General features: G+C 70.5%; 15 protein-coding genes and 1 pseudogene. 10 read left to right on the top strand and 6 right to left on the bottom strand.

Features of this window, described 5'->3' with window-relative positions:
- Positions 1 to 1,075, bottom strand: a 1,075-nt coding sequence (locus RT91_RS11135; protein WP_035187326.1) for a phosphotransferase, incomplete at its 3' end; no start/stop codon positions are given.
- A 2-nt stretch (positions 1,076 to 1,077) separates the two neighbouring features.
- The gene (locus RT91_RS11130) at positions 1,078 to 2,415 is read right to left on the bottom strand and encodes a nicotinate phosphoribosyltransferase (RefSeq protein ID WP_035187324.1); all 1,338 of its coding nucleotides are present in this window, start codon (positions 2,413 to 2,415) and stop codon (positions 1,078 to 1,080) included.
- A gap of 88 nt (positions 2,416 to 2,503) precedes the next feature.
- Here RT91_RS11130 and RT91_RS11125 point away from each other — a divergent pair, with 88 nt between their 5' ends.
- Positions 2,504 to 3,781, top strand: a complete 1,278-nt coding sequence (locus RT91_RS11125) for a DUF445 domain-containing protein (RefSeq protein ID WP_035187322.1) — start codon at positions 2,504 to 2,506, stop codon at positions 3,779 to 3,781.
- 2 nt (positions 3,782 to 3,783) lie between these two features.
- Entirely contained in the window at positions 3,784 to 4,764 is a 981-nt protein-coding gene (locus tag RT91_RS11120) for an NAD(P)-dependent oxidoreductase (RefSeq protein WP_007424144.1), read from the top strand.
- On the opposite strand, the gene RT91_RS11115 is transcribed toward RT91_RS11120, so the two are convergent.
- On the bottom strand, positions 4,758 to 5,432 hold the full coding sequence (locus tag RT91_RS11115) for a YggS family pyridoxal phosphate-dependent enzyme (protein WP_035187320.1): 675 nt from the start codon (positions 5,430 to 5,432) through the stop codon (positions 4,758 to 4,760). The two genes, RT91_RS11120 and RT91_RS11115, sit on opposite strands and share 7 nt — an antisense overlap.
- On the opposite strand from RT91_RS11115, the gene RT91_RS11110 reads away from it, so the two are divergent.
- The 6 genes from RT91_RS11110 (at position 5,431) to holA (ending at position 12,398) form a co-directional block, all read left to right on the top strand.
- Positions 5,431 to 6,033: a thiamine phosphate synthase gene (locus RT91_RS11110; protein WP_035187318.1), complete on the top strand. Its 603-nt coding sequence runs from the start codon at positions 5,431 to 5,433 to the stop codon at positions 6,031 to 6,033. The genes RT91_RS11115 and RT91_RS11110 overlap by 2 nt on opposite strands.
- A gap of 170 nt (positions 6,034 to 6,203) precedes the next feature.
- Positions 6,204 to 7,508, top strand: a complete 1,305-nt coding sequence (locus tag RT91_RS11105) for a porin (protein ID WP_035187315.1) — start codon at positions 6,204 to 6,206, stop codon at positions 7,506 to 7,508.
- 231 nt (positions 7,509 to 7,739) lie between these two features.
- The gene (locus RT91_RS11100; protein ID WP_007424347.1) at positions 7,740 to 8,288 is read left to right on the top strand and encodes a DUF3576 domain-containing protein; all 549 of its coding nucleotides are present in this window, start codon (positions 7,740 to 7,742) and stop codon (positions 8,286 to 8,288) included.
- Between the two features lie 4 nt (positions 8,289 to 8,292).
- Positions 8,293 to 10,887, top strand: coding sequence for a leucine--tRNA ligase (gene leuS, locus RT91_RS11095; protein WP_012039777.1), 2,595 nt, complete (start codon positions 8,293 to 8,295; stop codon positions 10,885 to 10,887).
- The gene (lptE, locus tag RT91_RS11090) at positions 10,871 to 11,389 is read left to right on the top strand and encodes an LPS assembly lipoprotein LptE (RefSeq protein WP_012039776.1); all 519 of its coding nucleotides are present in this window, start codon (positions 10,871 to 10,873) and stop codon (positions 11,387 to 11,389) included. Before leuS ends, lptE begins: the two co-directional genes overlap by 17 nt.
- 4 nt (positions 11,390 to 11,393) lie before the next feature.
- On the top strand, positions 11,394 to 12,398 hold the full coding sequence (holA, locus tag RT91_RS11085) for a DNA polymerase III subunit delta (protein WP_012039775.1): 1,005 nt from the start codon (positions 11,394 to 11,396) through the stop codon (positions 12,396 to 12,398).
- A gap of 76 nt (positions 12,399 to 12,474) precedes the next feature.
- Here the strand turns inward: holA and RT91_RS23040 are convergent.
- Positions 12,475 to 12,636 (bottom strand): annotated as a pseudogene (locus tag RT91_RS23040) (hydantoinase/oxoprolinase family protein); the annotation flags it as partial.
- Between the two features lie 128 nt (positions 12,637 to 12,764).
- Between RT91_RS23040 and uvrA the strand changes: the two are divergent.
- The gene (gene uvrA, locus RT91_RS11080; protein ID WP_007422974.1) at positions 12,765 to 15,638 is read left to right on the top strand and encodes an excinuclease ABC subunit UvrA; all 2,874 of its coding nucleotides are present in this window, start codon (positions 12,765 to 12,767) and stop codon (positions 15,636 to 15,638) included.
- Entirely contained in the window at positions 15,638 to 16,714 is a 1,077-nt protein-coding gene (locus tag RT91_RS11075) for a bifunctional 2-polyprenyl-6-hydroxyphenol methylase/3-demethylubiquinol 3-O-methyltransferase UbiG (protein WP_035187313.1), read from the top strand. The genes uvrA and RT91_RS11075 overlap by 1 nt, the downstream gene beginning before the upstream one ends.
- Before the next feature lie 54 nt (positions 16,715 to 16,768).
- Here the strand turns inward: RT91_RS11075 and RT91_RS11070 are convergent, their stop codons facing one another.
- Both RT91_RS11070 and RT91_RS11065 read right to left on the bottom strand, forming a co-directional pair.
- Positions 16,769 to 19,057: an FdhF/YdeP family oxidoreductase gene (locus RT91_RS11070; RefSeq protein WP_051788258.1), complete on the bottom strand. Its 2,289-nt coding sequence runs from the start codon at positions 19,055 to 19,057 to the stop codon at positions 16,769 to 16,771.
- Positions 19,058 to 19,148: 91 nt separating this feature from the next.
- Positions 19,149 to 19,682, bottom strand: a complete 534-nt coding sequence (locus RT91_RS11065; RefSeq protein ID WP_051788256.1) for a transposase — start codon at positions 19,680 to 19,682, stop codon at positions 19,149 to 19,151.
- Positions 19,683 to 19,774: the final 92 nt, after the last annotated feature.

Genomic DNA, 19,774 nt, shown 5'->3' with positions numbered 1-19,774 from the left:
CGCATGCCGCGGCACGGTGGCTCCGGTCCGCGCCGCCGCCGCCGACGGCGATCACGCGCGGCCGGGCCGGGGCGAGGAAATCGAGGCCGGCGGCGACATGGCGCCTGGCCTGCGCCGCCAGCAGCAGCGCCCGCGCGGAATCGGTCTGGCGCCGCGCGCCGCCGGCCAGCGCGTAGCTGCGGGTCGCGGCGCGCAGGGCGAGGAAGAGCGGCATGGCGCGCAGCCCCATCGCATCCGGCGCGACATCCGCATGGGCGTTGAACACCGCGTTGGCGAGGTCGCGCCGGCCGCGCAGCTCGAGGTCCATCAGCAGGAAGGCAAGGTCGTAGAGCAGGTCGATGCAGCCGATCTCGTCGCTGAACTCGATGCAGTCGAACATCGTCGGACGGCCGCCGAACAGGCAGATATTGGCGAGCCGCAGATCGCCGTGGCAGCGCCGCACCCGGCCGCTCGATCGCCGCCAGTCGAGCAGCGGCGCGAGCCCGGCCAGGGTGGCGCGGGCGTGGCGGCTCAGCGTGTCGACCGCGGCACCGTCGAGCGTGCGGGCGGTCAGGGCCAGTTCGCGCTCGTTGGCGGCGATCACGCGCTCGATCGCCTCGCTGCCGCCGTGGTCGGGCCGGGATTCGGCGGCGAGATGAAAGCGGGCGATGGCGGCGCCGAGCTCGCGCATCAGCGCCGGCGTGAGCGCGTCGCGCGCGGCCATCGCGTCGAACAGGTCGGACTGGTCGAAGCGCCGCATGACGACGACATGATCGACCGCGGCACCCGGACCATCGAAGGCGAGGTGGCCCTTTTCGTCGCGGGTGATGGCGCGGACGGTGAGATAGAGCGTCGGCGCGGTGCGGCGGTTGAGCACCAGCTCGGCCTCGCAGGCGGCGCGGCGGGCGGCGGGCGTGGTGTAGTCAAGCGCCGAATAGCGGATCGCCCGCTTGAGCTTGAAGGCGTGCGGACCGGCGAGAAAGACGATCGAGCAATGGGTCTCGATCCGCTCCACCGTGCCGGTGGCGAGGCCGTGGCTCTCCGGGCGGGAGAGGAAGGCGATGACGCGCCGCTGATCCTCGGGGTGCGGCGACATGCTCAGGGTTCACCGGCCGCCGCGCGGTCCGCCGCGGCGGCGAGGGCGCGGATGGCGGGGCTGATCGTCACCGGCACCGTGCCGGGTTCGAGCCGGCGCAGCGCCGGGGGCAGGCTGGCGAGCGCGGCGGCGGCCCGCTGCCGGGCGGCGGCGAGATCCGCCGTTGCCGGGTCGACGCGCCGGCCGGCGCGCATCACCGGGCGCAGCAGCGCCGCGCCGGTGGGCGGTTCGTCGTGCAGCCCGACGGTATCGCCGAGGATGGTTCCGTCGGCGGCGAGGCGGCGCCAGACCTGCTTGGCGCCGGGCCAGGTGGCCTTGCCCTCGCTGCGCTTGCGCCGCGGCCGGCCGGCATAGGCCTGCAGCTTGTAGGCGCAGTCGAGCGCCGGGGCGTCGCTCGCGGTGGTCAGCGCGGTGCCGATGCCGAACCCGTCGATCGGCGCGCCGGCGAGGCGCGCGATCCGCGCCTCGTCGAGCCCGCCGCTGGCGAAGATCCGGATCGCGCCGCATCCCGCCGCGTCGAGAATGCCGCGCACCGCCCTTGCGTGATAGGCGAGATCGCCGCTGTCGAGCCTGACCGCCGCGATCGCGATGCCCTCCGCCGCGAGGCGGGGCGCCAGCGCCGCGACCCGCGCGGCGCCGCGCTCGGTGTCGTAGGTATCGATCAGCAGGCAGAGCCCGGCGGGGCGGGTGCGCGCGAAGTCGAGGAAGGCCTCGGTCTCGCCGTCATGCGCCTCGACGAAGGCATGGGCCATCGTGCCCATGAGCGGAATGCCGAACCGGCGGCCGGCGAGCACGGTGGCGGTGGCGTCGAAGCCGGCGAGCCAGGCGGCGCGGGCGGCGAACAGCCCGGCCTCGCCGCCATGGGCGCGGCGCAGCCCGAAATCGACGAGCTGGCGCCCGCCCGACGCGAGCACCATCCGCGCCGCCTTCGAGGCGATGACGGTCTGGAAATGAACGATGTTGAGGAGGCGGGTTTCCACGAACTGCGCCTCGGGCAGCGGCGCGGTGACCCGCAGCACCGGCTCGTCGGCGAAGACGGCCGTGCCCTCGGGCACCGCATCGACATCGCCGGTGAAGCGGAACCCGGCGAGACTGTCGATGAAGCCCGGCGCGAACCGGCCGGTATCGCGCAGCCAGGCGAGGTCGTCGGCGTCGAAACGCATGCCTTCGAGGAACGTCACCGCCTGGTCCAGCCCGGCGGCGAGCAGGAAGCCGCGCTCGGGCGGCAGGCGGCGGAAGAACAGCTCGAACACCGCGCTGCCGGTCATGCCCCGCGCCGCGTAGGCTTCGAGCATCGACAGCTCGTAGAGGTCGGTCAGCAATGCGCTGGCGTCCGGCATGGCGGAATTCTGCGCGGCGCGGGCGGTGCGTGTCGTTGATTCTCGTCAACCGGCGCCGCGGCTTGCCCGGGTCGGCGGATCGGGCCACATGGACGCGATGACCGAAAACGACCCTGAAGCCGCGCTCCGTCGCTCGCTCTTCCGGCATCGTGCCTTCGCGACCGGGCTGCTGGCGCTGATGGCGGCGCTGATGGCGGCGGGATACGCCATGCCGCCCGACCCCGCCGCCCTGTTCCTGCGCGATGCCGCCAAGGCCGGGCTGATCGGCGGCATCGCCGACTGGTTCGCCGTGACCGCGCTGTTCCGCCACCCGCTCGGCCTGCCGATTCCGCACACCGCCATCCTGCCGGCGCAGAAGGAGCGGCTCGGCGCCGCCCTGGGCCGGTTCGTCGCCAACCACGTGTTCACCGGCGCCGATGTGACGCGGTTTCTCGCCGGTCTCGACATTCCCGCCCTGCTCGGCCGGTTCCTCGCCGATCCGGCGATGTCCACGCCGCTGGCGGAGGCCATCGCCGGGGCGCTGCCGCGCCTGCTCGATTCGGTCGAGGATGGCCGGGCGCGGCGGGTGCTCGGCCGCCTGCTGCCGCGCATGGCGGGCGGGCCGACCGCCGGCCGCCTCGTCGCCCGCGCGCTGGCCTCGCTGGTCGAGAGCGGGCGGCACCAGGAGGTGTTCAGCTTCATCCTCGGCCAGCTCCGCCTGCTGCTGCAAAGCCGCGAGGCCGAGCTGAAACAGGCGGTGCGCGAGCGCGTGCGCGAGCAGGGCGGCGCGCTGGTCGGCTGGGCGGTGGGGGCGAACATCGCCGCGCGCGTCGTCACCGCGCTCAATACCGAGCTGGAGCGCGTCGACCCCGATGGCTCCGAGCTGCGCGCCGCCTTCGACGAATGGGTGCGCCGCGAGATCGTCCGCCTCACCGAGGACCCCGAACGCGCCGCCGAACTCGGCGCCGCGCTGCGCGGGGTGGTGGGGCATGAGAGCGTGCGCGCCTGGGGGGCGGAGCTGTGGGCGCGGCTGCGCGCCGCGATCGCGGCGGACGCGGCGCGGCCGGGCGGGCACGCGCAGCAGCTGATCGCCGGCGCCCTCGCCAATTTCGGCGCGCTGCTCGCCGGGGATCCCACCATGCGCGCGCGCATTTCCGCCGGCGCGGGCATGGTCGTCACCCGCCTGCTGCCGGGGGCGCAGGCCGAGATCGCCGGGTTCATCGGCCGCGTGATCGGCAACTGGGACGCCGCGACGATCACCGAGCGGCTGGAGCTGCGCGTCGGCAAGGACCTGCAATATATCCGCGTCAACGGCACGCTGGTCGGCTTCCTGATCGGCGGGCTGATCTTCCTTGTCCTGCATTTCGGATTTCACCAGCCGGGGTAAGCATGCACATCCACATCCAGGAATTCGCCGACAGCCCCTATCTCAAGCTGACGGCGGCCGAATTTCACGAGGCCGCCGCGCTGGCCGGCGGGATCGGGGAGGGGCATACGCTGACCGTGGGCGAGAGCGAGGCGGAGTTCGCCGCCGCGGCACCCGGGATCGAGGCGCTGATCGCCACCCCCGCCGCGATCCGCCGGCTCGACCTCTCGATCGCGCCGAAGCTGCGGCTGATCCAGTCCACCTCCGCCGGCGTCGACCCGCTCGCCCCGTTCGACATGATCCCCGACGGGGTGATGCTGCTGAACAATCGCGGCGTGCATGCCGACCGCGCCGGCGAGTTCGCGATCATGGCGATGCTGATGCTGGCCACCCACATGCCCGCCTTCGCGACCGACCAGCGGGCGCATCGCTGGCAGCGCCGGTCCTCCGGCACGGTGGCCGGCATGCGGGCGACGATCGTCGGCGTCGGCGGGCTCGGCGGCGGCGCGGCGCGGCGGGCGCGGCAGTTCGGCATCCATGTCACCGGCGTGCGCAACGGCGCCGCGCCGCACCCCGATTGCGACGCGACGCGGCCGGTCGGCGATCTCGACCTGATCCTGCCGCACACCGATTTCCTGCTGCTGACCTGCCCGCTCACCGCGGCGACGCGCAACCTGCTCGATGCGCGGCGGCTGGCGCTGCTGCCGCCGCATGCCGGGGTGATCAACATGGGCCGCGGCGCGCTGGTGGATCAGCCGGCACTCTGCGCTGCGCTGCGTGCGGGCAGCATCGCCGGCGCGGTGCTCGACGTGTTCACGACCGAGCCGGTGCCGCCGGACGATCCGGTGTGGGACACGCCGAACCTGGTCATGACGCCGCATATCTCGTCGGATGATCCGGCGCGCTACAACGCGGCGACGCTGGCCAGCTTCTTTGCCGCGCTGCGGGCGCTCGCCGCCGGGCGCGTCCCGGCCACGCTGGTCGATTTCGCGAGAGGCTACTGAGGCGCGTGGCGGGCGCCGAACAGCGCCGAGCCGACGCGCACCTCGGTCGCCCCGCAGGCGATCGCGGTCTCGAAATCGTCGGACATGCCGATCGAGCGCACCGGCAGCCCGTGCGTGTCGGCCATGGCGACGAGGGTGCCGAAATGCGGCGCGGGGTCCTCGCCAAGCGGGGGAATCGCCATCAGCCCCTGCAACCGCTCGCCGAACCGGGCGCGCATCGCGCGGATGAAGCCATCCGCCTCCGCAAGGCTCACCCCGGCCTTCTGCGGCTCGTCGCCGACATTCACCTGCACCAGCAGCCGCGGCATCCGCCCGGCGCGCTCGGCGGCGGCCGCCAGCGCATCGGCGAGTTTCGGCCGGTCGAGCGAATCGATGCAGTCGAACAGCGCCACCGCCTCGCGCGCCTTGTTGGTCTGCAACGGCCCGATCAGGTGCAGCACGAGGCCCGGATGCGCCGCGCGCAGGAGCGGGAACTTCGCCGCCGCCTCCTGCACCCGGTTCTCGCCGAACACGAGTTGCCCGGCGGCGAGTGCCGCCTCGATCGCCGCGACCGGCTTGGTTTTCGACACCGCGATGAGCGTGACCGCGCGTCCCTGCGCGGCCGTGGCGATGCGCGCGCGGATGGAATCGAGGGCGGGCCTGATCGTCTCGGGGCTGAATTCGCTCATGGATGAACAACTGATCGCGGCGGCACGGGCGGTCAAGCGGCGCCGTCGCTGCCGCCACCCCACGCTCTGGCTGTTCACCGATCGGGCCCGATTGCCCGACCCGCTCGGCGCGATCGCCCGCCTGCCGCCGGGACTCTCCGGCGTGGTGCTGCGCGACGATGCGGCGCCGGACCGGGCCGCGCTCGCGGCGGCGGTGGCGAAGCTCTGCCGGCGCCGGCGAATCGCCCTCGTGGTCGCCGGCGATGCGCGGCTGGCGGCCCGTCTGCACGCCGGGCTGCACCTGCGGCGGGGCAGGGTTGTGCCGGGCCGCAAGCCGGGTCTGGTGACCGCCTCGGCGCATGGCCGGCAGGAGCTGGTGCGCGCGCGCCGGGCCGGCGCCGGGCTGGTGTTTCTCTCGCCGGCCTTCCCGACGGCGAGCCATCCGGGGGCGCCCGCCCTCGGGCCGGTGCGCTGGGCGGCGCTGGCGCGGCTGGCCGGCGGGGTTCAGGTGGTGGCCCTTGGCGGCATCGAGGGGCGGCGGATGCGGGCGCTTGGCCCGGCCTGCCGCGGTGTTGCGGCGATCGGGGCTTTGTCAAATCAGTGTCATACAGTGTGGCGTTGATACCACAGCGCAGCCAAATAGCCTTCACCGGCGCTTTCGGATGTTGCTTCCTGAGACTGAAATGCCTTTTATCCGCCTGTCTGACGCCTCGCCGCGACGGCTTTCGGGCCTTGAAGCGGCACAGGCGGCAAAGAATTCACGCCGGTCTGACCGGCAACATGGAGGTTTGAATGCGCAAGTATCTTCTGGCGTCTGCCGCATCGCTCGGCTTGATGGTCGCCGCGTCCGGTGCCGCTCACGCCCAGGCTGCCAAGGCCCCCGCTCCGGGTCAGATCGTCGTCCACCTGAACGGCCTGTTGAACGACCAGATCAACATGATCGGCGCGACGGGTGACAACGTCCAGGGCGGCAACAAGCTGAACCCGATCGGCATGGCCGGCTTCCTCCGCCTGTATCCGGGCTTCGACGCCACCACCGAGAACGGCATCGAATACGGTGTCGCGGCCGAGCTCCGCACCACCTATAGCTCCGCTGGCGTCGGCATCCACGAATCGACCGCCGGCACGAGCGGTGTGACCGGCCTCGCGATCCGCCGCGCCTATGCCTATATCGGCACGCCGCAGACCGGCTTCGTCCGCTTCGGCCAGACCGACGGCATCTGGTGGCTGCTGTCGACCGGCGAATACTACAATTTCGGCGACGGCAACCTGTGGAATTCTGACGGCGGCGTCGGCTCCTCGGTGCCGAACCAGGATCATCCGTCGGGCCTCTTCACCTCGTCCGGCGTGCTCTACACGACCAACAAGATCGTGTACATCTCGCCTGACGTCGCTGGCTTCAAGGCCGGCTTCGACTTCGAGCCGAACTCGAACGGCTTCAAGGAAGGCGAGAGCTGCAGCCTGACCACCGACTGCGCGACGCTGTCCAGCGCCGCTGGCGGTGCCGGCAATGCGCGCCGCAAGAACACCGTCACGGGCGGTCTCGAGTATTCGAGCGAGTTCAGCGGCACGGGCGTGACGCTGGCCGTCGACTACCTGCATGCGGCGCCGATCGGCGTCAGCTCGGGCGGCGTGACCGCGACCGGCTATACCTTCAACGGCTACAAGTCGATGGGCATCGCCGAGTTCTCGGGCCAGGTGAAGTATGCCGGGTTCACGCTGGGCGCGAACGTCAAGACCGGTCAGGTGAACGATGGCTACACCTTCCTGCTGCCGGGCCAGCGCGACCTGCTCTTCTATGAAGTGACCGGCATCTACGATTTCGGCCCCTACACGGTCGGCGCCTACTACTTCAACCAGCAGTCCGCCGGTGCCTACACGCTCGGTTCGAGCTATGGCCGCACCGCGACCAACTACGGCATCGCTGTCGGCGCGAACTACGCCCTCAGCAAGAACCTCGGCCTGTATGCGACCTATCTCTATGGTCACCGTCACCAGGCCGGCTACAACTTCATCTCGAACAGCGCGACTGTCGCGACCGGCTACGACAACGTGCAGTCCCAGGCGTTCAGCCTCGGTGCCGCTCTGAAGTGGTAATCTGACCCGAAAGGTGTTCAGGTGGGGCGGCGGAGCGATCCGCCGCCCTTTTCATTTGCCGGTGCCGCGTGGCGGTTGTCGCCTGGCGGCCTTCGTGGCCGCGTCGCCTGGCGGCCTTGAGGGCGTTGTTTGGCGGCCTTGAGGGCCGCGCGGGCCTTGGCGCGGCCGCGCGGCAAGGTTAAAGACCATCGTTGCCGGCCGGATCCTCCGGTCCGAACTGCGGAGACGAATGTGCGCTTTCCAGACATGACCTGCCCGAACAACTTCCTCCGGCCTGCTCTGAAAGCCGCGGCGCTGGGCTCCGCGCTCGCGCTCGTGGCGTGCAGCAACGCGAAGCAGCCCAACCTGCCGAACATGGAAACCTATCGAACCCCGCAGGCGATGGCCTCCAGCGGCAATGGCGGGCTCGGCACGCTGTTCACGTTCGGCGGCAAGAGCCACGCGGAGCAGACCGGTGTGGCGGTCAATGCCTATCTCTGGCGCGCCTCGCTCGTCACGCTCAGCTTCATGCCGCTGGCCTCGGCGGACCCCTTCGCCGGCGTGATCGTGACCGACTGGTATTCGCCGCCGGCCAAGCCGGACCGGCGCTTCAAGGTGTCCGCCTATGTGCTCGGCACCACGCTGACCGCCAACAACCTGAAGGTTTCGGTCTTCGAGCAGGATCGCCAGGGCGGCGCCTGGGTCGACCAGCCGGTCGACCCCGCGGTTGCCAACGGCCTCGAGGATCGCATCCTCGCCCGCGCCGCCCAGCTGAAGGCGGCGGGGCAGCTGAACGGCTGAGACCATGGACCAGACCACGCACGACGCCTCCGCCTATGATTTCACCGCCGCCGAGGCGCGCTGGCAGGCGGCGTGGGAGGCGCGGAACTGCTTCGCCACCGCCGACGCGCCGCAGGGCGGCCGGCGGAAATGCTACGTGCTGGAGATGTTCCCCTACCCGTCGGGGAAGATCCATATGGGCCATGTGCGGAACTACGCGATCGGCGACGTGATCGCCCGCGCGCGGCGGGCCCAGGGCTATGACGTGCTGCACCCGATGGGCTGGGACGCGTTCGGCCTGCCGGCCGAGAACGCGGCGCGGGAGCGCAATGTCGATCCCGCCAAATGGACGCGCGACAACATCGCGGCGATGAAGGCCGACCTGAAGCGCGTCGGCCTCTCGGTCGACTGGTCGCGCGAATTCGCCACCTGCGACCCGGAATATTACGGGCACCAGCAGAAGCTGTTCCTCGACCTCTGGCGCGCCGGCCTGGCCTATCGGCGCGAGTCGGCGGTGAACTGGGACCCGGTCGACATGACCGTGCTCGCCAACGAGCAGGTGATCGACGGGCGGGGCTGGAAATCCGGCGCGCCGGTGGAAAAGCGCAAGCTGCGCCAGTGGTTCTTCCGCATCACCGATTTCGCCGCGGACCTGCTCGCCGGGCTCGACACGCTGGAGAACTGGCCCGAGCGGGTGCGGACCATGCAGCGCAACTGGATCGGCCGCTCCGAGGGCGCGGAATTCACCATCCGGCTGGCGGCGCCGTGCGGCGGGATCGAGAGCGTGCCGGTCTATTCCACGCGGCCGGACACGCTGTTCGGGATGAGCTTCGTCGCCCTGGCGCCGGATCATCCGCTCGCCACCGCCGTTGCCGCGGCCAATCCCGAGGCCGCCGCCTTCATCGCCGAGTGCCAGAGCGCTGGCACCTCCGAAGCCGCGATCGAGGCGGCCGAGAAGCGCGGGTTCGATACCGGGCTGCGCGTCGTCCACCCCTTCGATCCGTCGCGGACCCACCCGGTCTGGATCGCCAATTTCGTGCTGATGGACTACGGCACGGGCGCGATTTTCGGCTGCCCGGCGCATGACCAGCGCGACCTCGATTTCGCCCGCAAATACGGGCTGGACGTCACCGTCGTCGTCGCGCCGAAGGACGATCCGGGCCTCGCGGTGGGGGATGTCGCCTTCACCGGCGATGGCGTGATCGTCAATTCCGGCTTCCTCGACGGGCTCGACGTCGCGGCGGCGAAGTCCCGCGCCATCGCCGAGCTCGAATCGCGCGGCGCCGGCAAGGGCGTGGTCAACTGGCGCCTGCGCGACTGGGGCGTGTCGCGCCAGCGCGCCTGGGGCTGCCCGATCCCGATGATCCATTGCGAGGTCTGCGGCACCGTTCCCGTGCCGGAAAAGGACCTGCCGGTGCGACTGCCGGACGACCTGCCGTTCGACCGGCCGGGCAACGCGCTCGACCATCACCCGAGCTGGAAGCACGTCGCCTGTCCGCAATGCGGCGCGGCCGCCCAGCGCGAGACCGACACGTTCGACACCTTCGTCGATTCCTCGTGGTATTTCGCCAGGTTCTGCGCCCCGCACGCGCCCGTGCCGGCCGATCCGGCGGCGACCTCGCACTGGATGCCGGTCGATCACTATATCGGCGGCATCGAGCACGCGATCCTGCACCTGCTGTACGCCCGCTTCTTCACCCGGGCGATGCACCGGCTCGGCCAGGTCGGCGTCGCCGAGCCCTTCGCCGGCCTGTTCACCCAGGGCATGCTCACGCATGAGAGCTACCGCACCGAGGACGGCAAGTGGCTCTACCCCGAGGAGGTGATCCGCCACGCCGATCACGCGACGACGCTGGATGGCCGCAAGGTGATCGTCGGGCCGATCGAGAAGATGTCGAAATCGAAGCGCAACACGGTCGATCCCTCGGCCGTGATCGCCCGCTTCGGCGCCGACACCGCGCGGTGGTTCGTGCTGTCGGACAATCCGCCGGAGCGCGACGTGGAATGGACCGAGGCGGGGGCGCAGGGCGCGTTCCGCTATGTCCAGCGGCTGTATCGTCTCGCCCGCAGCGTCGCTGCCGACCGGGCCGACGACGTGGCGCTGGAGCGCGCCGAGGGCGAGGCCCGCAAGCTGCGGCAGGCGACGCATCGCACCATCGCCGCGGTGACCGAGGCGATCGACGGTTTCGCCTTCAACGTCGCCATCGCCCGGCTCTACGAGCTGGCGAACGCCATCGCCGAGACCGAGGGGCGGGATGCGCCGGGGCTGCCGGCGGCGCGGCGGGAGGCGATGTCGGCGCTGATCCGCCTCGCCGCGCCGATCATCCCGCATGTCGCGGAAGAGGCGAACGCGCAGGTCTCGCCGGAGGCCGGGCTGGTCGTCAACCAGCCCTGGCCGGTCGCCGAGCCGGAGCTGCTCAAGCGCGATTCGGTGACGCTTGCGGTGCAGATCATGGGCAAGCTGCGCGGCACGATCGAGCTGCCGCCGGGGGCGGACGCCGAAACCGCCATCGCGGCGGCGATGGCCGAGCCGCGCATCGCGCAACTTCTGGAAGGGGCGACGATCGTCAAGCGCATCCACGTTCCCGACCGGATCGTGAACTTTGTCGTCCGTCCTTAAGATCCTGCCCCTCGCGGGCCTGCTCGCGCTCGCGGGGTGCGGGTTCCGCCCGCTTTATGGCGGCGGCCAGGCGGGAACCGCCGTCGTCTCGCAGCTCGACGAGATCGATGTCGGCCTGCTGCCGGACCGGCAGGGGCAGTTGCTGCGCCAGGCGCTCGAAGCCGAGTTGCAGCGCGCCGGCGCGCCGTCCTTCTATCGCTACCATCTCGCGGTCGACTATGGCTGGAACGTGCAGATCGTGGGCGTGCAGCCGGACAGCTCGAACACCCGAAACCGCTACATCGCCACCGCGCAATGGACGCTGACGCCCGAAGGCGACCGGAGCCGGATCATCGCCCGCGGCTCGACGCAGGCGATGGATGCGATCGACAACATCGACAACCAGAACTTCGCGGGCACCCTGGATCAGGGCGTGCTGCGCCATCGCTTCGCGAAGCGGCTCGCCCGGCAGATCACCCAGCAGCTCGCGGTCTATTTCCGCAATCACCCCGACCGGGGGTAAGCCGGTGAAGATCGACGCCCGCCACGTCGAGACATTCCTCGCCGATCCGGGCCGCGCGCGGTTCGTTCTTGTCTACGGACCCGACACCTCGCTGGTTGCCGAACGGGCGCGCCGGCTGGCGAAGCTGGTCGCGGGATCGCTCGACGATCCGTTCCGGCTCACCGAACTCGATGCCGACACCGCCGAGCGCCTGCCCGAGGAAGCCGGGGCGCAGGCCTTCGGCGGCGGCCGCCGGGTGGTGCTGCTGCGCGATGCCGGCGACCGGCAGGTGGCACCCGTCGAGGCCGCGCTGGAGGGGAAGGGCGATGCCCTCATCGTCGCCATCGGCGGTGATCTGCCGGGGCGGTCGAAACTCCGCGCCCTGGCGGAAAAACACGCGGAGGCGGCGGCCATCGCCTGCTACCTGCCGGATGGCGCGGCCCGCGGCCCGGCGCTCGAGGCGGCGCTGCGGGCGGCCGGCGTGGGCATCGGCCGCGAGGCGCTCGCCCTCGCCGCGAGCCGGCTCGGCGGCGAGACCGGGGCGCTGCGCGACGCGGCGGAACGGCTCGCCCTCTATGCCGGGCCGAACGGCGCGGTGGATATCGAGGCGGTCGAGGCGGTGCTCGATGATCAGGGCTCGGCCTCAATGCAGGATGCGATCGATGCCGCCCTGGCCGGCGACGTGAAGGCGGCGGACCACGCGATCGGGCTGGCGCTGGAGGAAGGTGCTGCGCCGGTCGCGGTGATCCGCGTGCTCCTCGGCGAACTCGCCGGGTTGCGGCTGATGGCCGACGCGGTCGCCGGCGGCGCGAGCCCGCGCGATGCCGTTGCGGCGCGCCGGCCGCCGGTGTTCTTCAAGCGCCAGCCGGTCGTGATGAAGGCGGTGGCGCGCTGGCGGGAGCCGGCGATCATGGCGGCGATCGAACGGGGCCTGCGCGCCGAGGCGGACTGCAAGCGCACCGGGGCGGTGCCCGAGGCGATCGTGCGGCAGATGCTGCTGGGGCTCGCGCAGCGCGCCGCCCGCGCCTGAGGTTCAGGCGCCGTAGCCGCCGCCCGGCGTTTCGATACGATCGCGCCGCCGGCCGCGAGTTCGACCTGGTCGCGAGCATCGGCACCCGCAGGCGCACACCGGCGATCTCGGTCTCGAAGGAACGGGCATAGGCGCCGTCGCAGAGCGCGACATCGGTCGAGGTTCCGCCCATGTCGAAGCCGACGATGCGGGTGAAGGTGCCGCCGCGATCGATCCAGAACTGCCACGGCCCGCCCATGAACCCGCCTCTTGACGATGCGCGCGCCTGTCCATCATGCGTCCGCCGGGCGCGCATCTGCCTCCACCCCCTTTCCAGCATGCGCGGACGGGGCCATATCGTCGCGGGGACATTTCGGGAACATGGCTATGGCAGGGTCGGGCTACATCACCGTGCGCGGCGCGCGTGAGCACAATCTGAAGAACATCGACGTCCGCATCCCGCGCGACCAGCTCACCGTGATCACCGGGCTGTCCGGCTCCGGCAAGTCCTCGCTCGCCTTCGACACGATCTATGCCGAGGGGCAGCGCCGCTATGTCGAGAGCCTGTCCGCCTATGCGCGGCAGTTCCTCGAACTGATGGGCAAGCCGGATGTGGACAGTATCGAGGGCCTCTCGCCGGCGATCTCGATCGAGCAGAAGACGACCTCGCGCAACCCGCGCTCCACGGTTGGCACCGTTACCGAAATCCACGACTACATGCGCCTGCTCTGGGCCCGCGCCGGCGTGCCCTATTCGCCGGCGACCGGCCTGCCGATCGAGGCGCAGACGGTGAGCCAGATGGTCGACCGGGTGATGGCGATGGCGCCCGGCACCCGCCTGCTGCTGCTCGCCCCGGTGGTGCGCGACCGCAAGGGCGAATACCGCAAGGAACTCGCCGAATTGCAGCGCCGCGGCTTCACCCGCGTGAAGGTGGACGGCAAGCTCTACGAGATTGCCGAGGTGCCGGCGCTCAACAAGAAGATCAAGCACGAGATCGAGGCGGTGGTGGACCGCATCGTCGTGCGCGAGGGCGCGGAACAGCGGCTTGCCGATTCCTTCGAAACCGCGCTCGCCCTTTCGGATGGCATCGCCTATGCCGAGAACGCCGACACAGGGGAGCGCACGGTGTTTTCCGCCCGCTTCGCCTGCCCGGTCTCCGGCTTCACGATCGAGGAGATCGAGCCGCGCCTGTTCAGCTTCAACTCGCCGCACGGCGCCTGCCCCGAATGCGCCGGGCTCGGCACCGAGACCGTGTTCGACCCCGCGCTGATCGTGCCCGACGAGCGCCGCTCGCTCGCCGACCAGGCCATCGCCCCCTGGGCCAACGCGCAGTCGCCCTATTACGACCAGACGCTGGCCTGCCTCGCGAAGCATTTCCGGGTGAAGCTGACCACACCCTGGGAAGACCTGCCCGAGACGGTTCGCGAGGCGATCCTGTTCGGCGCCGGCAAGACGGAGATCGACTTTTCCTACAAGGACGGGGTGCGCGCCTATACCGTCACCCGCCCGTTCGAGGGGGTGGTGCGCAATCTCGAACGCCGGATGCGCGAGACCGACAGCGTGTGGGTGCGCGAGGAGCTGGCGCGCTACCAGGCCGAGCAGCCCTGCCGGCGCTGCCAGGGCGCGCGCCTGCGCGACGAGGCGCTGGCCGTCCGGGTTGCCGGGAAAAACATCGCCGAGGCCTCGGATCTTTCGATCCGCGAGGCGCGCGACTGGTTCGCCACCGTGCTCGACACGCTGACCCCGCAGCGCCAGGACATCGCCCGCCGCATCCTCCGCGAGATCAACGAGCGGCTGCAATTCCTCGTCGATGTCGGGCTCGACTATCTCTCGCTCGCCCGCAGCTCGGCCACGCTGTCGGGCGGGGAAAGCCAGCGCATCCGCCTCGCCAGCCAGATCGGCTCCGGCCTGACGGGCGTGCTCTACGTTCTCGACGAACCCTCGATCGGCCTGCATCAGCGCGATAACGAACGGTTATTGGGCACGCTGCGCCGGCTGCGCGATCTCGGCAACACGGTGCTGGTCGTCGAGCATGACGAGGATGCGATCCGCAGCGCCGACCACGTGATCGATATCGGCCCGCGCGCCGGCGTGCATGGCGGCGAGCTGGTCGCCGAGGGCACCGTCGCGGACATCGCCGCCAATCCGCGCTCGCTCACCGGCGACTATCTCTCCGGGCGACGTTCCATTGCGGTTCCGGAACGGCGCCGGCCGGTCGATCCCGCGCGGATGCTGAAACTCGTCGGCGCCCGCGGCAACAATCTCAAGACCGTCACCGGCGAATTCCCCCTCGGCGTGTTCACCGCCATCACCGGCGTCTCCGGCGGCGGCAAGTCCACCCTGGTGATCGACACGCTCTACAAGGCGGTCTCCCGCCGGCTGATGGGCTCGGGGCAGGTGCCCGCGCCGTTCGAGCGGCTCGACGGGCTCGACCTGCTCGACAAGATCATCGAGATCGACCAGTCGCCGATCGGCCGCACCCCGCGCTCCAACCCCGCGACCTATACCGACCTGTTCGCCCCGATCCGCGACTGGTTCGCCGAACTGCCCGAAAGCCGCGCGCGCGGCTACAAGTCCGGCCGCTTCTCCTTCAACGTCAAGGGCGGGCGCTGCGAAGCCTGCCAGGGCGACGGGGTGCTGAAGATCGAGATGCACTTCCTGCCCGACGTCTTCGTCACCTGCGACACCTGCAAGGGAAAACGTTACAATCGCGAAACGCTGGAAATCCGCTTCCGGGAGAAATCCATCGCCGATGTGCTCGACATGAATGTCGACGAGGCGATGGGCTATTTCTCCGCCCAACCCCGCATCCGCGACCGGCTCGAACTGCTCGGCAAGGTCGGGCTCGGCTATATCAAGCTCGGCCAGGCGGCCACGACCCTTTCCGGCGGCGAGGCGCAGCGGATCAAGCTCGCCAAGGAACTCGCCCGCCGCGCCACCGGCCGCACGCTCTACATCCTCGACGAGCCGACAACCGGCCTGCATTTCGAGGATGTCAGGAAATTGCTGGAGGTTCTCCATGCGCTGGTGGATGCCGGCAATACCGTGATCGTGATCGAGCACAATCTGGAAGTGATCAAGACCGCCGACTGGATCATCGATCTCGGCCCCGAGGGCGGGGATGGCGGCGGCGAGATCGTCGCTGCCGGCACGCCGGAAGAGGTCGTGACGAACGAGCGGTCTCATACCGCGAGCTTCCTCGCGCCCCTGTTGCCGAAGCCGGCGGCGCGGAGCGCCGGGCGGCGTCGCAAGGTGGCGTGATGCTGCCGGCCTGGAAGCGGGCGCTGCTCCGCTTCCCGCCGCTCGCCCGCATCGCCGCGCGGGAGGGCGCGCTGCACAACCGGGTCGCCGCACTCGAAGCCGAGCTCGCCGCCCTGCGGCGGCCGCCGGCGCCGCCATTCCCGATCGTCCACGCGATCGAGCATTTCTGGTGCGACCGCTGCGGCGTGTTTGTCTGCGGCTGGATCCATGCCCATGCGGTGAAGGTGCGCGCGGTCGCGCTGCGCGTCGGCGACCGCCGCACCGATCCGGTGCCGCCGGCGCCACGCCCGGACGTGCAGTCGCATTATCCCGAGATCGGCGACAGCGGCTTCAGCCTCTACCTCGAGGCTCCGCCTTTCCAGCCCGCCAGCCTCGAGATCGCGACCGATGCCGGCGACGTCTCGATCCCGCTCGAACCGCCGCCGCTGCCGCCGCCGCCGCCCTCGCCGCTGGTGATCCGGCCCTTCATCGACGAACTCCGGCAACGGCGCGGCCGGGTGCTGGAAATCGGCGCCCGCCTCGTCAGCCCCGGTGCCTATGCGCGGGCCCGCGATTTCGAACCGGACTGCCATTATGTCGGCTGCGACATTCATCCCGCGCCGGGCGTGGACCTCGTGGCCGACGCGCACTCCCTGACGGCGGCGACCGGCCGGGCCGCCTTCGAGGGCATCTTCTCGGTCGCGGTGATGGAACACATCGCCGAGCCCTGGCGCGTCGCCGCCGAGATCAACCGCGCCCTTACCCCGGGCGGCCTGACCTTCCACATCACCCACCAAACCTTTCCCCTGCACGAGACGCCGAACGATTTCTGGCGCTACTCGGACGAGGCGATGCGGATCCTGTTCGGCCCGGCGCGCGGCTTCGAGATCGTCGATGCCGGCATGCGCAGCCCGGTCAGCCTGGTGCGGCTGTTCCCCGGCCGCGCGGCGGCGGACATGGAGATCACCCGTCACGCCGGCTATGTCGGCACCTGGGTGCTGGCGCGGAAAGTCGCCGAAATCGCCGACGACGCGCCGGATGCCGGGATGAGCGGCGATCTCGCCGAACGCAGCCGCGCCTATCCGAAGCGCGGCTGAGCCTCGGGGACGTTCCGGCCGGATGGGTCCACCCGACCGGACAGCGAGGCCCCGCTATTCCCCGGCGGCGAGCGGCGCCACCGTCACCGGCACCGACTTGTAGGTCGGCGTGCCGCTCTGCCGGTCGTGCCGGGCCAGCGGCATCAGCACGTTGGCCTCCGGGTAATAGGCGGCGACCGAGCCTTCCGCGATGTCGTATTCGATGGCGGTGAACCCGGCGAGGCGATGCGCCCCGTCCTCGGCATGGGCGACGTCGATCCGCCCGCCATGCTCGATGCCGAGCCGCGCCATGTCCGCGCGGTTCATGAACACGACGTCGCGCCGGCCGAACACGCCGCGATAGCGGTCGTCCATCCCGTAGATCGTGGTGTTGTACTGGTCATGGCTGCGGATCGTGGTCAGCAGCAGGGGGGCCTGCGCCGCGCCGGCACCGGCCGGCGGCATGAACTCGGCGCGGCCCGAGGCGGTGCGCCAGACGCGCTCGGCCGGCGGGATCGGCAGGCGGAAGCCGCCCGGCACGGCGATCCGCGCGTTGAAATCGGCGAATTCGGGGAACACCGCCTCGATCGCGTCGCGGATCAGGGCGTAATCGGCCACCATCTCGCGCCAGGGCACGGTGCTGCGGGGCAGGGTGGCCATGGCGATGCCGGCGACGATCGCCGGCTCCGAGCGCAGCAGCTTCGAGGCCGGCGCGAGCTTGCCGGCCGAGGCATGCACCATCGACATCGAGTCCTCGACGGTGATGACCTGCGGCCCGCTCTCCTGGATATCCTCCTCGGTGCGGCCGAGGCAGGGCAGGATGATCGATTCCCGGCCGATCAGCAGGTGCGAGCGGTTGAGCTTGGTGGCGACATGCACGGCGAGGTCGAGCCGCCGCATCGCCGCGGCGCAGGCCTCGGTATCCGGCATGGCGATGGCGAGGTTGCCGCCGAGGGCGATCAGCGCGCGGGAGTCGCCGCGCAGCATCGCCTCCATCGCAGCGACCGCGTCATGCCCGTGGGCGCGCGGCGGGGTGAAGCCGAAGCGCTGCGCGATCCGCTCCAGCATCGCCTCGCCCGGCTTCTCGGTGATCCCCACGGTGCGGTCGCCCTGCACGTTGGAATGGCCCCGCAGCGGGCAGATCCCGGCACCCGGCCGGCCGAAATTCCCGCGCAGCAGCAGCAGGTTGGCGATCTGCCGCACATTCTGCGTGCCGGTCGCGTGCTGGGTGATGCCCATACCGTAGGTGACGATGGTCGATTTCGCCCGCGCGTAATGCCCGGCCACGGTGGCGAGATCGGCGCGCGAGAGCCCGCTCGCCGCCTCGATCCGCTCCCACGGCGTCGCCCGCAGGTCGGCGGCGAGATCCTCGAACCCGTTCGTGTGCGCCGCGATGAACGCCCGATCGAGGATGCCGGCCTCCGGCCCCGCCTCGGCGTCGAGTTCGAGCAGCGCCTTCATGATGCCCGAGAGTGCGGCGGCATCGCCGCCGACCCGCACCTTCAGGTAGGTCGAGGCGATCGGCGTCGCCCCCCGCGTCGCCATCTCGACCGCGTTCTGCGGGTCGGCGAAGCGTTCCAGCGCCCGCTCGCGCATCGGGTTGAACACGATGATCGGCACCCCGCGGCGCGCGACCTCGTGCAGCGTGCCCATCATCCGCGGATGGTTGGTGCCGGGATTGTGGCCCATCGCGATGATCAGGTCGCAATGGTCGAAATCGTCGAGCGAGACGGTGCCCTTGCCGAACCCGATCGACTGCGGCAGCCCGACGCTGGTGGCCTCGTGGCACATGTTCGAGCAGTCGGGGAAATTGTTGGTGCCGTATTCGCGGGCGAAGAGCTGGTAGAGGAACGCCGCCTCGTTCGAGGCGCGGCCGGAGGTGTAGAACTCGACCATGTCGGGGTCGGGCAGGGCGCGCAGCACCGCGCCGATGCGGGCGAAGGCGTCGTCCCAGCCGATCTCGCGATAGGTGTCGCTCTCATGGTCGTAGGCCAGCGGGTGGGTGAGCCGCCCGGCATCCTCCAGCGCGTGGTCCGACCAGCCGAGCAACTCGCTGACCGTGTGGGCGGCGAAGAAATCGGGGCCGACGCGCTTGCGCGTCGCTTCCCAGGTCACCGCCTTGGCGCCGTTCTCGCAGAACTGGAAGGTCGAGGTGTGTTCCTTGTCCGGCCAGGCGCAGCCGGGGCAGTCGAACCCGGTGGGCTTGTTGGTGCGCAGCAGCAGGCGGGCGGCGTCGCCGGCATCCATCTGGGTGCGGATCGCCTTGGCGGTGGCGCGCAGCGCGCCCCAGCCGCCGGCCGGCGCGTCATAGCGCCGGATTCCCTTCAGGTTGTGATCGGGCACGATGCGACGTCGGGTGGTCATGGGCAGCATCTCCGCTAGAGCGCCTTCCGATCCTCCCGGACCGGATGCCGTGCTCTATGATATTGACAATTAAAGCAGGCTCCTCGACGTTTCAAGTGGATTTGAATAATTCGCTGAGCGGCGCAGCGATCAGATAGATCATGGTGATGAAGGTTTGGGCGTTTCGGTAACCGCGGGCTCTGGCGCGGGCGGCCTTGAAGATTCCGTTGAGGGCTTCCATGCGGGCGTTGCTGTAGGTTGAAGCCCAGCGGCGAAGGATGCGTTCCTTCTGCTTTTCGACGGTTTTGATGGCGGTGAGAACCGGATCCAGCATTGGGCCGAGACTGACTTTTTTGCGGGCGTGACGGATGAAATGGGACAGTCGCCAGCGGGCGGCCTGGAGCGTCGGCGCGATACGGACCCAGCGGAGCTTCTCCTTGATCTGCCAGGCGACGGCGGTCAGCAGACCGCCGGCCTCCAGTTCGGCCAGGGCGACAGCCTGCTTTTGCGTGAGGTTGCGTTCCCTGGCCTTGAGCACGGCCCAACGAACGGCGGACGGCATTTTGACCAACCGCGCCTCGGCCTTGCGCACGTCGTCGACGGCCCTGGTAAACAACTGCACGACATGGAACCAGTCGACCGTCACTGAAGCTTCGGGGAAGCTTTCACCCAGAGCCGCCAGAAAAGGCGGGGGACATGTCGCARRCCAATCTCGACGATCTGTCCCGGCTTGCCGTG

It is taken from the genome of Acidiphilium sp. JA12-A1 (assembly GCF_000724705.2).
GTDB classification, from domain to species: domain Bacteria; phylum Pseudomonadota; class Alphaproteobacteria; order Acetobacterales; family Acetobacteraceae; genus Acidiphilium; species Acidiphilium multivorum.
Note: the sequence above shows the minus strand (reverse complement) of the source record. Positions and strands in the feature narration are given on the sequence as shown.

What these genes read in the sequence shown, in the direction of transcription:
- RT91_RS11115 (WP_035187320.1), bottom strand. Translation starts at nt 5,432, where the DNA reads ATGAGCGAATTCAGCCCCGAGACGATCAGGCCCGCCCTCGATTCCATC.
- RT91_RS11075 (WP_035187313.1), top strand. Translation starts at nt 15,638, where the DNA reads ATGCTGCCGGCCTGGAAGCGGGCGCTGCTCCGCTTCCCGCCGCTCGCC.
- uvrA (WP_007422974.1), top strand. Translation starts at nt 12,765, where the DNA reads ATGGCAGGGTCGGGCTACATCACCGTGCGCGGCGCGCGTGAGCACAAT.
- RT91_RS11125 (WP_035187322.1), top strand. Translation starts at nt 2,504, where the DNA reads ATGGACGCGATGACCGAAAACGACCCTGAAGCCGCGCTCCGTCGCTCG.
- RT91_RS11070 (WP_051788258.1), bottom strand. Translation starts at nt 19,057, where the DNA reads ATGACCACCCGACGTCGCATCGTGCCCGATCACAACCTGAAGGGAATC.
- RT91_RS11105 (WP_035187315.1), top strand. Translation starts at nt 6,204, where the DNA reads ATGCGCAAGTATCTTCTGGCGTCTGCCGCATCGCTCGGCTTGATGGTC.
- RT91_RS11130 (WP_035187324.1), bottom strand. Translation starts at nt 2,415, where the DNA reads ATGCCGGACGCCAGCGCATTGCTGACCGACCTCTACGAGCTGTCGATG.
- RT91_RS11120 (WP_007424144.1), top strand. Translation starts at nt 3,784, where the DNA reads ATGCACATCCACATCCAGGAATTCGCCGACAGCCCCTATCTCAAGCTG.
- leuS (WP_012039777.1), top strand. Translation starts at nt 8,293, where the DNA reads ATGGACCAGACCACGCACGACGCCTCCGCCTATGATTTCACCGCCGCC.
- RT91_RS11110 (WP_035187318.1), top strand. Translation starts at nt 5,431, where the DNA reads ATGGATGAACAACTGATCGCGGCGGCACGGGCGGTCAAGCGGCGCCGT.